The following is a 14,171-nucleotide window of genomic DNA, read 5'->3' on the forward strand; positions in this document are numbered from 1 at the left end:
ATCATTGATGAGCTGCACTGCAGCATCCACCTCTGCCGTTCCATCTGCTGTGGTGACCTGCTCTCCAGCGATCAAGCCATGTCGGTTATCCATGAGCACATGCCCCAGATAAGCCAGCCGCGCAGCATCCCCCGGTGCCTTCTTGTAGAGGCGGCAATCGGGGTCCGTTATCGAGGCATGGGTGTCATTGTTTCGGGCTATTTGCAATTTGTGGTTGGAATTGAGCGGTTTTGCTGTTGTAAATAGCCTATCGTTGTACTGGGCTCTTGGTTGGAATTTCATATGACAGATTGATCCAACACAAAGTGTTGCTGGTTGGAATTTGTGTCTGAGTGGACCGGCTATCCCTACGAAGTTCCGTATTTCCGACGTCCAGTGAGTTCCGCCTCAACTCTTCGCAGAGCCTCGACCCAAACTGGATTCCAAACACGACGATCACTCAATCTATGAGTCACCTCCATAAAACGGTGGATCATGTTCAATAAGTCTTGACCCATACTGCGAATGGCATCATCTAGAATTGAAGCAGTTAGCCCTGCCTGCCGCAAGCTAACGATCACCGCCATGAAGTCACCGCTGATCTCCACATAGGGTATAAGCACTCTCCCAAGCACAGTGGGATCAAACGAAGCAGCTTCCACACTACCACCGGCCGGTAATAGATCTGTTGTGAAAATCTGTGGCCACCACCGGAAGATTCGTGCGACAACTTGGATCCAGAAGTCATGGGGGTGCTTTGGTTCGACAAGCCTTGCCTCCCGAAATGCGAGATCCAAAGCATGCCACATTCTGGAAGCGTCATCATGCCGCTCTGGGGTACTCGTCAGCACCTCAATTGCGCCAAGCCCCCAAAGCCCCATTATCTCGGCTGGATTTCCGCGAGCGTTTCTACCGGCGCGCCAGGCTCGTTCGCGTCGGAACCTAAGTGCAGACCAGGTGCTGGTGAACCAAGAGGCAGTATCCGGAATTCTCGCCAGGGCATAGCCCGGAATCATTCGTAACGGAGCACCGGGAAGATGTATGAATTCGTTCGCGCGGGTTAGCTCAAAGTCAGTATTCATGAGCAGATCTTTCGCGACAGCCCCGAGATCTAAATTGCTGGCCATTGATGTGAATGCCGCCACACTCAGTGCCGACACGACGCGATATTGTCGCATCGCCGGTGCTGCTTCCATAATCCAGGTGTCCTGCGCTCGACGAGGATTCAGTCGGTTTCCTAGTGCATGGACTAGAATCCCGATGCGATCGACTATCATCTCGCGTGGGTTGTTACGGTCCATATGAGGAACACGGGGAATCTGGCGTAAGAGGTTTTCAAGCCAGCACCAAGCGAGTTCGACGCCATCTGGACGCGCGAATAGAACGTCAAGAACCTCACCCACAGCATCGCTGAAGTGCGCAATGTCTTTGTTCAGGTCTCCGGCGTCATCCTCGCCGGTGCACAGCGATAGCAGTTGTTCGCTTGCCAATTTCAACAACAGGATTGCCGCCATTCCACAGTGATTCCAGCGGCCTTCAATATCGATGGTGGAATTTGCCAACGGTAAAAGAACCAAAACATCCTGCGGACTTTCTTGAAGCGCTTTACTGCTAAGACATTGCTTCACAAGCGCTGGGTGCGGCAATTGATCGATCATCGTCACGAAGCGTCCGGCGTCAGCTCTGCGCAGAATCTCGAACGCACCGCTGGACCGGAATAGGACTGGCCGCAAATCAGCTTCCCAAACATCTTGAAAGCTTCGCCCTGTTTGCGCGAATTCCTCAACAATAGATGCCATAGACACGTACTGGGGCAGGATCTCGGTCAAGGTGTCCGGTGCGTCGTTCGCCCTCTCTATGATTCCATCTAGAAAACCGACAAACCTTTCCAGCAAGTCTGAATTCTCGCGAAACACCGTTGCTGCAGCGGCAGCGAAATCCTCCCACAATAAACCGTTGAACGATGCAACGAATTGACCGATCCAGTCGAGCTTGTCTGGGCCATGAGCCGCATAGGCGCGTCCGCTCGCAGCCGCGAGCGCATGTTCGATCAACGCCACTTCGTCTGGTTCTTTGCCTTCAGCGCTCTTGGTCTTCCAATCCAACGCCAAGGACAGTCCATCGAACCCTGCTGTGGACAGCCGATCGACAAGGTGCATGTCTGCGGGTAGCGATGCAAGGTCCTGCCGAGAATGGAGTATGAGACCACGATCCAGGAGATTTGCAATCCAGATTTCGCAGATCGTAATGACTGAGTTGGCCTCGTCGGAGTGTTCAAGCCAGGAGTCTATTCGCGTACGTCGGTCGTGTAGATAGTCGTCAAACGATCGTGGCATCATGTCCATCTCCATTCGGCTGCCCGTTCTGAGTTTCAGCAACCCATTCTGCGAGAGGTTTTGCCCGTGCGATCACACGCTCAACTGCCGCGATAACATTGCATGGCGCGTGAACCTGGCTGATTATACCTATGCGCTCGCCGAGCTCGTTGAACGATGGACCCAAAGCCCAAACGACATCATCGATCACGAGAAAGCGGTCGTGGAAGATAGGTTTCCTTGAGCCTGGCATCACGAATACCTCTGGTGCCCCACGCCCAAGCTGACTCTGCACATGCTGGAGCTGATTCAGTAGTAGGACGCCGGGCGCCGCGGAAGGCGCCGGCTGCATCTCTGCCGACGCATCGGTTACATTGTCGCTTGGCCGCGCTTTCCGCATGTGAGGTGCGCCGGTCAGGATCTTTACCGCCACACTATCGCGCGTGACCCGAAGTGCGTAGTTTTGGAATTCACGCACGCCAAAATCCGGATCAACGAAGATGACCTGACGCTGCGCCACGGCCACGAGGCCCGCTACATACTCTACGGCCTCGCCGCGCATGCGGACCAGATCTTCACCTGTCAATTCGTCACTGTCATGGCTACCGAATAGCCGTTGCGGGGCAGACTGCCGCTGGACGCGAACCTTGCGAGCCTCCTGCAGCTTAACGATCTGGACTGCACCTGAGATGGGAAGCGCCTCTCCCACATGCACTCCACGAGATTCGCTTGCTCGGTGCGTCCGGTAGTTCGTCGCAGGCTTTCGGCGACCGCCCGCTGGTACCTCGACGTTGACGGCCGTATTGACGATACTAAAATTAATGCCGATTTGCCTAATAAACGATGCCGGTGGAGCCATACGGAGAAGTCCCCGGACGGGACATGATATCGCGTAACCAACCTCTCTCACTGGCTCTGGGTAGTCCTTGATGACGAAGCCGTCAGTGTCCAACGGCGTGGGTAAAATCTCCGTCCAGCCGCTGGGCCGACGCTTGAGCAGGACGAAGTTCAGTGCGTCGGCTTCGGCGTCAGGATAGTCCTCATAATGGCGTCGTCGCACTTGGAAGGTCACACGTTCAGAACCATCTGGGTTCCCTTCTGGCGGCAAATAGTGAACGCTTTCGAGTAACGGATCTGGGGCAAGCAGCGAAAGGCTTCCGAGCCACTCCTCGTAGTCGAGGGGGTCGAAGCCAGTATTGGCAGCAAGCCACTCACGGGCTGGGGAACTTGACCTAAGATTTTGAACCACCTCAACAGCGGGTTCCATTGGAACCAATCGATGAATCCTCGGCCTGCCATGCCACTGTGCTGCGAATGGAGGGACATTATCCCCAATGGAAAAATGGCCCAATGACGGCTCGAACCCAAAGGGCGGGGCAACGAGCGAAACAGGAGAGGCAGTTCCCGGGATCGTCACTCTTCCTTGAGCCGCTTCTTCATACCAAGTAAGCGCATCGGCAACAGACATCCGCACAGATGAAAACGAAAGAGTCATACTGTCACGTGAATTTGGAACTCTCCATGGCTTTTCTCCCGCCCTGAAACTCTCAGGTACGGGGATATCGTGCGGAAAAAGTTCCACATATCCAAAAAGTAAATGTTGTATCTGTGAGGTACGCATCGTCGCCACCCGAACAAGCGCACCGTGGTAGTCAGTCGCGACTTTGCACCACTTCTCATCCTGCTGCGCTGAGATGGTATGATTGATGTGTTGCGCAACTGTATTGCTGTCTTCGTAGCTATCCATTTTCCCTCCAGTTGGCCTGTTGTCACTGCGGGTCATCAATTTGGCTCGGCCGTGTTTCGACCATGTCGGTGTCTGGTAGGAATATAGAAACCATCAGGCAATCCCATCGTCTTCCGACATTTCTGCCAGCGTTGGAATATAGGGTCCGTATTCGACCTTCCTCAGACGGCCAGTGGTTGAAGTCCCCTCTGGGGTGTCGGCGACCGGCACGAGCCCAGTGGCCACTTTCCTGGCGTGTTCCGCATACAGGGCTTTGGCCCTGATAATCTCGTAGCTGTATCCACGGCCCATGCGGTTGGCCACCTTGATCAATCCGTTGAGCCCTTCCGTATAGGCGTTGGTGATACGATAAGGGGCATCCCAGTAGGCAAAGATGTCTTCATAGTGGTTATGCACGGTCTTTGCCAACTTTCGGAATTTCTCCATGCGGCCATCAGGCAGAGACGATTCCCAGTCGCTGAATGCCTGCTTTGCGGAGGTCTTGTCCGGCGCGTCGTAGATGGAGTAGAAGGCTTCCTTGATGTCGTATGCCTCGGCCAGGTTGGGGATCAGTTCCCGGACTGCATCCAGTGCTTTCCGCTCGGAACCGATCAAACTGGCAGGTCGCTTCAGCGTCAACCATCGGACCGATTTCTTGACCTTGACGCGCTCGCTTTGGCTCAAGGTCGCCTGGTGTTTTTTCCGCTCGTCATCAAGTGCATCCGATGCCATGCGCACCACATGGAACTTGTCGATGACCAAGCGGGCGTTCGGGAGAAACGGGCCAAACGATTCTTTGAATGGGCGCCACATGTCCGTACAAACCCATTCCACCTTTTCGCGATCAGGCAACTTCTCAAAAAAAGGCTTCATGTGGGCTTGGGTACGGTACTCCAGCATATCAAAAATACTGTTGGTGGCGAGATTGGTAATGATGCCGCGATACCCGCCGGCAAGATTCACTTCATCGATGCCCATGATGACCGGCGTCTCATAGTGCACCGTGGCCTCCAGATCCGCAATGAGATCCAAGGCAATATTCTTGATAGTGTTAACGGCCAGCCCCGTTTCCTCCGCCAGACCGCGAAATGTTCTTTTCAGACAACGCTTGCGAATGGCCTCTACCAACCGTCTGGTTGCGCGTCGCTTTTCATCCAGAAAAGGAAGCTCCACTGTCACGGTTTTACCGCAGGACTGGCACCGGTAGCGCGGCTTCTCAACCCGAATGCGTACCGGTTGCATCTCCAGAGGGGTGTCAGCGCACTCAATGGAACGGTATCCGTGGCGATACATGGGTTTTGCACACTGTGGGCAGCAGACAATTTCTGGCGTGGGAACCTCTCCGTCGATGAGAATAACGCCTAGGGAGCTTTGTATATCAACCGGTCTGAAACCTTCCAAACGCAGAATATCAAGCATCCAGATCGTCCAGATCAATCATGCGGTGATCTCTGTCAAGCTCGTAAACGATGTCAATCACCGCAGACATCATTTGCTGGTCTGCCTTCAGGAACTGCGTGGCCAGTTTCTGGTGCGAGGTCATGGCGCGGACAACCGCCGTTTGCACGGCACCCGGAAGGTTACCCTTCATGGCTTGCTCACGTGGATTGTTCTCGATCTGTGCCATGACGATTTCATTTTCCTGGGTGATCGAGGCAAGATGGTTGAAAAACGTCACCTGGTCACGGATAGGTGTGGTGTCACCACATAGGCGATTGATACGCTGGATAATCTCCTTCAGATACCCTGGCGTATCCCATCCGTTGTTCCCCGAGCCGGGACCCACCGGTTTTAGCGCGGTATTCTCAGGGTCCTCCTGAGTGGGATGGTCACGCTTCTTGATGTCGAAGCCGGACAGGACCAGCCCCTCCAGGTCGATGTTGTCTGGTGGAACCCCGTCCAGGCGTTTTTGCAGCAGCTTGGCGAATGCGGCGAAGTTCTCCAGTTCAGGATCCCCGAAATCCATGAGTTGCGCGACGTAGGCATAGGTCCGGCAGAAACGGCCCAGACGGCGCTTGAATCCCATCAAGGCGCCGATTTGGTCGGCATAGTCTTTGCGGTGGTGTTCCGCCGATTTCATGCCCACCTCATTCCCTTGCGCGTGTTTCTGTTCGTAGTCCCGTTCCCATGTCGCTGCGGCATCCCGGAGCATTTTGAGCTTCTGGTTGAATACTTGCGCTGGACGGTCCAAAGCGGCGTAGAGGGCTTTGTGCTGCGGGTCCTGCGCTCTGGCAATGTCGCGCAGGGTCCTGAACCGGGCTTGCTTGAAACGCTCCAGATCGTCTGTGTCATAGAGGGCTTGCTCGTCGAGGTCTTTCCGAATGTCATACACGACATTGGGGTCCTGCACGTCTTCGATCTGCGCACCGTCATCATACAGGGCAAAGGCACGACGGACGTTGTCCTGGTCGTTAACAAAGTCGATGATGTAGATGTGGTCGTCATCCTTGCCTGGCGCGGTACGATTCAGACGAGAGAAGGTCTGCACGATCTCCACATCATTGGCGATCTTCTTGTCGATGTACATGGCCGCCAGCTTGGGCTGATCGAATCCGGTCTGGAACTTGTCGGCCACGAGCATGACCCGATATTCCGGGGTATCGAAAGCCTCCCGCAGATCTCGCCCGGCAAGATCCGGGTTCATGCTGATTTCGGTAAATTCCGCATTTTCATCGATGATGAACGGTTCCTCCTGAATCCGCTCATCATCGGCGTGCATGACCTGCTTGCCGGTCAGTTTCCCCGAGAACGCCACCAGGGATCGAATGCCGGCATGTTCGGGATGCTTCTCGATATACTGGTCGAAGCCTTTTTTGTAACGCACGGCGGCGGCGCGGGAACTGGTGACGACCATGGCCTTCGCTCGCCCATCGAGCAGGTGCGTCACGTTCCGGCTGAAATGCTCAATGATGAACTGCACCTTCTGGGTGACGTTGGTCGGGTGCAGGGACATCCACTTCGCCAAGACGCGCTTGGCCTCCTTGCCGCTGACCCGCTTGGTGTCATCGATCCGTTTCGCCAGGTTGAAGGCCGTCTTGTAGGGCGTATAGCCCTTCAGAACGTCAAGAATGAAGCCTTCTTCAATGGCCTGCCGCATGGGGTATCGGTGAAAGGCCTGCGGCAGGTTGGTCTTGCTTGCCGGACGCCCGTCGCGCGTGCGCCCAAAGAGCATGAAGGTCGAATGCTTGGGGGTGGCCGTGAATGCGAAATGGCTCACGTTCCTGGGCCGGACACGGGATTTTTGCAGGCGCTCCAGCAGTTCCTCGACATTGAGGGAGGCCAGCCCTTTCTCGCCGCCCATGGCAAGTGCCGCCTGCAGCTTGTTGGCGTTAGTGCCGGTTTGTGAGGTATGGGCCTCGTCGATGATCACGGCAAAATGCTTGTCCCTGAGACGCTTGTCGGTGACGATGGCTTCCATCGCATAGGGGAAGGTCTGGATCGTCACCACGATGATGGGCGTACCGGAGAACAGCGCGTCGGCAAGTTGTTCACTCTTGGATTTCGAGGTCTTCTGCCGGTCGATGGCGGCGACCATCCCGGTCTGGTGCTCGATTTGCTGCACGGCTTCCTGCAACTGCTTGTCCAGCACGGTGCGATCCGTGACGATCACCACGCTGTCAAAAACAGGCAGGCCGTTGTCGTGACGGAGCTTGACCAGATCATGCGCGGTCCAGGCGATGGTGCTGGTTTTCCCGGATCCCGCGCTGTGTTCGCAAAGGTATTGCACCCCCGGGCCATGTTCCCGTGCGTCCGCGATCATGGCATTGACCGCCGACCACTGGTGGAAGCGCGGGAAGATCAGGGTTTCCTTTCTGGACCAGTTGCCCTTGAGGTCCACCACGTCCTTCTTCTCCACATAGACGAAGCTGTGGAATATCCGCAGCCAGGCATCCTTTTGGCAGACCTGCTCCCAGAAATAGGCCACAGGGTACTCTCCATTCTGGCTGGGGGGATTGCCCGCATGACCGTCATGCCCCTGGTTGAACGGCAGAAAGAAGGTGTTCTCTCCGGCCAGCTTCGTTGTCATCTGAATATCGGACTCTGACAGGGCAAAGTGGACGACGGCGCCCCGCTTGAAGGTCAGGAGCGGTTCCCGGCGTTTGGTTTTGGGGTCCACGGGCAGGCGATCCGCTTTGTACTGCTCCACTGCGGCGTCGGCCGACTGGGTGAAGTCGGTCTTGACCTCGACCGTGGCGACCGGCAGGCCATTGATGAAGAATACAAGGTCAATGGCAAGTTCGCGCGTGGGGTGATATCTAAGTTGTGGTACGACGCGCAGGATGTTGGCTTCGTAGCGTTTCAGCACGTCGGCGTTGCGCTTGTCCTCGGGTTCCGCCTCGGAGAGATCAATATGCCCGCAGCCAGCAATGGAGAATCCCCGGCGCAACGCATAGACCGTGCCATCCTTCTCCAGAACCTTGCTCAGGCGCTGCATGACCGCGCCGCTGGTATCTTCCGGGTGATCCTTGCAGAGCTTGGACCATTTCTCCGGCTGGGTACTCTCAAGCCAGGTCACCAAGTCATCCGGGTACAAGGCGTACTCGGTGTCGTACCGATTGGTGTGACCGACTGCCCAGCCCTGTTCTTTGAGCTTTTGGACGATGTAATCTTCGAAGTGCTTCTCGTAATGGGCGGTATCGCTGTTCATACATCCCCTCTATTGTCTGGATTGGATGGGTGGGTAGAATCCATGGATCCATCCGATGGTTCGCACAGGCGGCCCGCCTTTTCCTCTTCTGTTTCAGCATAGAAGGGCCTGTCCTCGTGCGGACCGTCAAAAAAGATCATCTCTACCATTTCAGTGGAGAATTTTTCAGCATCCGTTGGTTCCTCAAGTTGTACTGGATGGGATAGAGTCATTCGCTGTACGAAATGCCGGATCGCGTGGAACTTGTCTTTTTCGGAGTCACTGTATTCAAGGGCGGCGTACTTGATGTTGCTGCACAAATACTCCGGTTGCCCCTCTCTTCTGCCCTGTGTATTTGTGCGCGGAAACTCTCTAAATTCGGATGAAGGCAGGTCTGTTTCGGCAAATTGCCTCTTGAACTCAATCTGATCTCCCGTGGCCAAAAGATCTGCAACAAGAATTCTTCTTGTCCATAACTTTTTATCATCTCCACCCAAAATAATACTCACAGCATGAGCGGGTCCAGGCCCACAATTTTTGACAATGCAGGACATTTTTGGCCCATAATAATCATTAACAAAATAAGCTGCTGGGCAGGTTCTGAAGCGAGCCTTATCAGAATTTTCAGAAAGCTGGGTAATAGTGCAATAGGGTTTTATCCTGGTTTTTTCTATCTTCCTGGTCAGGTCGATGCTTTCCTTGGCGGCGGCGGCCATATTTTTTGATTGATCCACACTCTTGTATGTAAAAAATGCCAATGCCAGTGTGCCAATCCCGGTAAATGCATCAAAAGAAGTGCTAATCCAATTCATTGGATATCCACGCGCAAGTCAATTTTGCCGGTAACTGCAGAGGTAATGAGGGCAGAGCGACGTTCTTTGATGAGGTCGATGCTGCGCTGGCTCTTGGCGATCAGCGCGTCGATGCGGGAGGTTTCGCGGTCGATCCATGCGGCGATCTGCACACGTTCGCTGGCTGTCGGCCAACAAACCGTAATGTCTCCGATGGCGTCCTGACTCAGGCCATACCGGGTAATGCCCGGCGACTCGACAAAGAAATGCGCTTTGGTCGGATGCGACTGGATGGAGCGGTGCACAAATCCGGAATCATCTGGCCCATGGGTTCTGATCACGGTCAGGTGGTAACCGCAGATCACGCCTGGCAGATCGTCCGCAACAAGTGCCGGGATGCCGATGTCCGATGGGTCTTCGGAATCCTTCGTGATGAGAACATCGCCCTTCTTCAACTCGAACGCCTTGATCTCGGCGTCGCTGGCCGTGGCATCCATGAACGGCAGCGATGCAGTGATGAACTCGTTGTAATAAACGTCGGTGTAATTGCAGAGCTTGACGGCCTGCTGGCCTTCATAACTCCTCTTGTCCACGTTGCTATTGGTGAAGCGGGCGACATGCCTCAGTCGTTTCACCTCCCAATGCTCCGGCACCTCCCCGATCCACTCCACGCCCGAATCCTTCATCTTCACGCTCTGGTCAAGTCCCTTCGTGACGGCGTGGGTGATCAGGGCTTGACGCTTCTCCTTCAGCAGTTCGATGAAGCGGGTTTTCCGCTCAATGAGGGCGTCGATGCGGGCGGTTTCGCGGTTGAGAATTGATGCAATCCTGGCTTGCTCAGTTGATCCGGGGACCACGGTCTTGAGGTTTATCAGTTCCGATGCATTGATGGCTGGGTAACTCAGGCCCTCAGAATGTGATTCGACGGCCTGAATAAGCAGTTCATTGAGCGCAAGCCATTTGAGAAATTCAGGTCTCAGATGGTCTCGGCGTGGGCGCAGGACGGCAAAACCGGTGGAATATACACAATCGGCATGCGCCTCATCCACGGACGCGACCGCCTTCAGGTACGTCCTAACCGTCGAGATCACCACATCGCCAACCATCGCCTTACGCCGTGCCCGAGAAGGCGCGTCACCAAATTGCATCGGCGCAGCCTCGGCGATCCCTTCGTCGTGGCTGACGGCGGAGATATCGACGTACCGAATCGGGGTATCTGGCGAGAGCGAATCCGGCAGGCTGTCATCATTGCATGACGCAATGACCTTGATAGGCTTCACATCCCAGTGCTCCGGCACCTTACCGATCCACTCAACGCCGGAATCCTTGTAGGCCGGATAGGGCTTGTAGTGACTCATCCATGACCCTCCGGCGCGGACAGCATGACCGCCCGCTCGCGCGCATGGTCGATAGCCCGATGCAACCGTTCGCGCAGCACATCGGCTGGCGGCAGTTCAACCAGGTACTCGGCAACCCGGATGGACTTGCCTTCCAGTTGCAGCAGTTCGACCTGTTCAGCGTCAGCGCTGGCACAGAGGATGAGTCCGATAGGCGCTTCCTCGCTGGGTGCCCGCTCGTGCTTGTCGAGCCAGCGCAGGTAAAGCTCCATCTGGCCGGTGTGCGCAGGTTGAAAGGACTCCAGTTTGAGTTCAACCGCCACCAATCGCCGCAGATGGCGATGGTAGAACAGCAGGTCGAGATAGAAATCGTCCTTACCGACCGTCATGCGCTTCTGCCGGGTCACGAAGCAAAAGCCGCTGCCCAGTTCCAGCAGCACCGATTCCATCTCGCGCAGGATCGCCGCCTCCAAGTCCTTTTCGCTATAGGCGCCAGCAAGGCCAAGGAAGTCGAGCAGATAGGGATCGCGGAAGACGAGATCCGGCGTCATGCGCCCGTCCCGCAATGTGGCAAGTTCCTGTCGAATCATCTCTTCGCTGTTCTTCGACAGCGCCGTGCGCTCGAACAGCATGCCGCCGATCTTCTGCCGTAGGGCGCGCACGCTCCACCTTTCCACCCGGCACATTTCGGCGTAGAACCCACGGGCGAGCGGGTCCTGGATGGGCAGCAGGGCGATGAAATGGGTCCAGGTCAATTCTCGTATCAGCGATACGACAATGGTCTCATCCGGGAAAATCTCGGCAAACTGCACCATGCGGCGCAGGTTCTTCTCACCAAATCCCTGTCCATAGTCGGCTTCTAATTGTCGCGCCAGTGCTACGATAATCCTACCGCCGTAGGCCGCGCGCTCGCCACCAAGAATGTCAGCGCCAATACGCCGCCCGATCCGCCAGTAAGTCAATGTGAGCGCGGAATTGGCCGCCCGTGCGACATGGGCACGCGCCTCCTCAATCAGAGTGCGGACATCGCACAACAATGCGTCGGATGATGCGGGCGTGGGGTGTTCGGTCATGCCGTCACCTCGTCTAGCCACTCCGCGCCCGAGTCCCTATATCGCGATGGTTGTTGGTGTTTCATTCTGCAATCTCGCCCAGTAACGCGGCGATCTCGGATTCCACCTCCCGTAGGTCTTGATCAATTTCTTCCAGCGACCTCGGTGGCATGTACTTGTAGAAGAAACGGTTGAAGTTGATCTCGTAACCAACGCGACCAACCTTTCCGTCTCCTTGGCGACCATCATCCCGGTAGGTTTCGTCAATCCAGGCATCGGGGACGTGGGGTCTGACCTCTTTGGCGAAGTAGTCCTCGATGTCCCGAGTCAACGGCACGTTCTCGTAGTCCGTGAGATCGGAGTCCGCAACGACCTCGCCATCCCGGTCCACCACGGGTTCTCCGTCCGGGTCTTTGATCCCAAATGCCTTGATGAATGCCTTGATGAGCGTTTTGTTCACCCTCCCAACGTCTGGGGTTTTGCGCGACGCTTCCTCCGCAACGATCTCTGCCCAGGCAAAGGGTTGTGTGCTGTCCTCATAGTCGCGCAAAACCGGCTCCCAAGCCTCTTGCTGCGTTTTCGTCAGTTTGTTCCAGGCTTTTTCTTCTCGGAGCTTCTCCATACCCTGTGCGTCGATCCGCAGTTTCATCCGCAAGGGACGCAAGACCCGGATGCGCCGGTAGCCGAAGGTGCGGTAATCCACCATGCGACTGATGTCCGCCGATTCGGCGGCCGCATAGAGATTCGCGATCTCCAGGATTTGCTCGTCGCTGATCTTCCGCCGTTTGTTCCCCTCATTCTTGATGGATACCCACAGATCGCCCGCGTTGATCAGTTGCACCATTTTCCGGCGATTTTGGGGTTTCTTGTTCGATAGAATCCAAAGGTAAGTACCAATGCCGGTACGGAAGAAGATTTCGGTGGGCAGGGCAATAATGGCATCGACCAGATCGTTCTCCAGCAGCCAGCGGCGAATTTCCGACTCCCCGGACCCCGCGCCGCCGTTGAACAGCGGCGAGCCGGACAGAACGATAGCGGCCCGGCCGCCACCTTTCTCCGGTACTTCCAGCTTGCTCGCCAAATGGAGCAGGAACAGCATCGAGCCATCATTGATGCGGGGCAACCCTGGTCCGAAACGGCCCTTGAAGCCCCGGTTGAAGTGTTCATCCTCAACGGCGGCGGCGTCCTTCTCCCACTTCTTGCCAAAGGGCGGATTCGCCAGCCCATAGTGAAAACGCTCTCCGGCAAACTGGTCATTGGAGAGCGTGCTGCCCAGCTTGATGTTTTTGGACAGATCCCGGCCAGGATCGGACTCCAGAGTCCGCAACAGCATGCCGGTCAGGCATACCGCATGGGTCTCAGGCTCCAACTCCTGCCCATGCGGGACCAGCACCGGGGGCACCTTGAAACGATTGCCATACTCCGCGACATGGTTCATGGCATCAGAAAGGAAGCCGCCAGTACCACAGGCCGGGTCATAGAGGGTGCGAATCAACCCCGGATTTTCCTCAAACAGGGCATCGTCCGGGTCCAGCAACAACGTGGTCGCCAGGTGAACCACATCGCGCGGCGTCATGAAGTCCTCGGCGCCTTCGTTGACCTCGGCGCCAAAGCGCCGAATCAGGTGCTCGTAGAGATTGCTCATGACGCGATCCGGCACGTTGTCCGGGTGGAGGTCGATGGCGGCGAAGTTCTTGCAGATCTTGAACAGCAATCCGGCCCGGTCCATGCGGGAGATGGTGTTGGAGAAATCGAACTGCTCGAAGATGACTCGCGCGTTGCGGGAGAAGCGTGCGACGTAATCCTGAAGATTCTGGCGCGTCCTGGTCCCGCCCAGGGTGTTCAGGGTGTACTCGGAAGTGTTATAGAAAGGATAGCCGCTGATTTGACGCAGAAGCAGGTCGATGTCGAGGTCGCCGCCCTTATGCTCTTCGTAGGTTTCTACGACTTCGGATCGGCTGGGATCCAGAACGCACTCCAGGCGCCGCAACAAGGTGAATGGCAGGATGATCTTGCCGAAGTCCACATGCTTGAAGTCCCCCCAAAGATCCTCAGCGTTCTTCCAGCATTCCGCCGCCAGGGCTAACCCGTAGCCGTTTTCCTCTGCCATGCCGTTCTCCAACCGTATATTGCACAAAACGGTAGCGCATGGAGACCACGCTTGTCAACCAGTGAATGCACATAAGGGATGTCCTCCCAGGCTGGCCTGACATGAGTCATTCAACCACTTTTTGCAAATACCCTTGTTTCGCTTCTGTCCACGGAAATCAGAGCCGTCGCCCTGCCGATCCTCGGGGTCTTTGGGCTGAAAGGATTTCTGAGAAGCCCAGGCCTCCAGCAAGGT

Annotated in this window: 8 protein-coding genes and 2 pseudogenes; all 10 read right to left on the reverse strand. The window is 55.9% G+C overall.

Annotated features, from left to right (window positions below):
- Positions 1–195: pseudogene (locus AB4090_RS14000) on the reverse strand (IS5/IS1182 family transposase); the annotation flags it as partial.
- A 152-nt stretch (positions 196–347) separates the two neighbouring features.
- Positions 348–2,138 (reverse strand): hypothetical protein, encoded by a 1,791-nt coding sequence (locus tag AB4090_RS14005; RefSeq protein WP_369574507.1) that lies wholly within the window; start codon positions 2,136–2,138, stop codon positions 348–350.
- A 160-nt stretch (positions 2,139–2,298) separates the two neighbouring features.
- A complete protein-coding gene (locus AB4090_RS14010) occupies positions 2,299–4,041 on the reverse strand; it encodes a VPA1262 family N-terminal domain-containing protein (protein ID WP_369574508.1) in 1,743 nt (580 codons plus the stop codon).
- Between the two features lie 93 nt (positions 4,042–4,134).
- Entirely contained in the window at positions 4,135–5,439 is a 1,305-nt protein-coding gene (locus AB4090_RS14015) for an ISL3 family transposase (RefSeq protein ID WP_369574509.1), read from the reverse strand.
- A complete protein-coding gene (locus tag AB4090_RS14020) occupies positions 5,432–8,668 on the reverse strand; it encodes a type I restriction endonuclease subunit R (protein ID WP_369574510.1) in 3,237 nt (1,078 codons plus the stop codon). The genes AB4090_RS14015 and AB4090_RS14020 overlap by 8 nt, the downstream gene beginning before the upstream one ends.
- A complete protein-coding gene (locus AB4090_RS14025; protein WP_369574511.1) occupies positions 8,665–9,459 on the reverse strand; it encodes a hypothetical protein in 795 nt (264 codons plus the stop codon). Before AB4090_RS14025 ends, AB4090_RS14020 begins: the two co-directional genes overlap by 4 nt.
- Entirely contained in the window at positions 9,456–10,796 is a 1,341-nt protein-coding gene (locus AB4090_RS14030; protein WP_369574512.1) for a hypothetical protein, read from the reverse strand. Before AB4090_RS14030 ends, AB4090_RS14025 begins: the two co-directional genes overlap by 4 nt.
- A complete protein-coding gene (locus AB4090_RS14035; protein WP_369574513.1) occupies positions 10,793–11,848 on the reverse strand; it encodes a YhcG family protein in 1,056 nt (351 codons plus the stop codon). The genes AB4090_RS14030 and AB4090_RS14035 overlap by 4 nt, the downstream gene beginning before the upstream one ends.
- A gap of 61 nt (positions 11,849–11,909) precedes the next feature.
- On the reverse strand, positions 11,910–13,937 hold the full coding sequence (locus AB4090_RS14040) for an N-6 DNA methylase (protein ID WP_369574514.1): 2,028 nt from the start codon (positions 13,935–13,937) through the stop codon (positions 11,910–11,912).
- 54 nt (positions 13,938–13,991) lie between these two features.
- Positions 13,992–14,171 (reverse strand): annotated as a pseudogene (locus tag AB4090_RS14045) (IS5/IS1182 family transposase); the annotation flags it as partial.

This window comes from Acidithiobacillus sp. IBUN Pt1247-S3, assembly GCF_041146875.1.
GTDB lineage: Bacteria > Pseudomonadota > Gammaproteobacteria > Acidithiobacillales > Acidithiobacillaceae > Igneacidithiobacillus.

Bases quoted from the DNA above. Each gene is read 5' to 3' on its own strand.
- AB4090_RS14005 (WP_369574507.1), bottom strand. From the start codon at position 2,138: ATGCACCTTGTCGATCGGCTGTCCACAGCAGGGTTCGATGGACTGTCC.
- AB4090_RS14010 (WP_369574508.1), bottom strand. From the start codon at position 4,041: ATGGATAGCTACGAAGACAGCAATACAGTTGCGCAACACATCAATCAT.
- AB4090_RS14015 (WP_369574509.1), bottom strand. From the start codon at position 5,439: ATGCTTGATATTCTGCGTTTGGAAGGTTTCAGACCGGTTGATATACAA.
- AB4090_RS14020 (WP_369574510.1), bottom strand. From the start codon at position 8,668: ATGAACAGCGATACCGCCCATTACGAGAAGCACTTCGAAGATTACATC.
- AB4090_RS14025 (WP_369574511.1), bottom strand. From the start codon at position 9,459: ATGAATTGGATTAGCACTTCTTTTGATGCATTTACCGGGATTGGCACA.
- AB4090_RS14030 (WP_369574512.1), bottom strand. From the start codon at position 10,796: ATGAGTCACTACAAGCCCTATCCGGCCTACAAGGATTCCGGCGTTGAG.
- AB4090_RS14035 (WP_369574513.1), bottom strand. From the start codon at position 11,848: ATGACCGAACACCCCACGCCCGCATCATCCGACGCATTGTTGTGCGAT.
- AB4090_RS14040 (WP_369574514.1), bottom strand. From the start codon at position 13,937: ATGGCAGAGGAAAACGGCTACGGGTTAGCCCTGGCGGCGGAATGCTGG.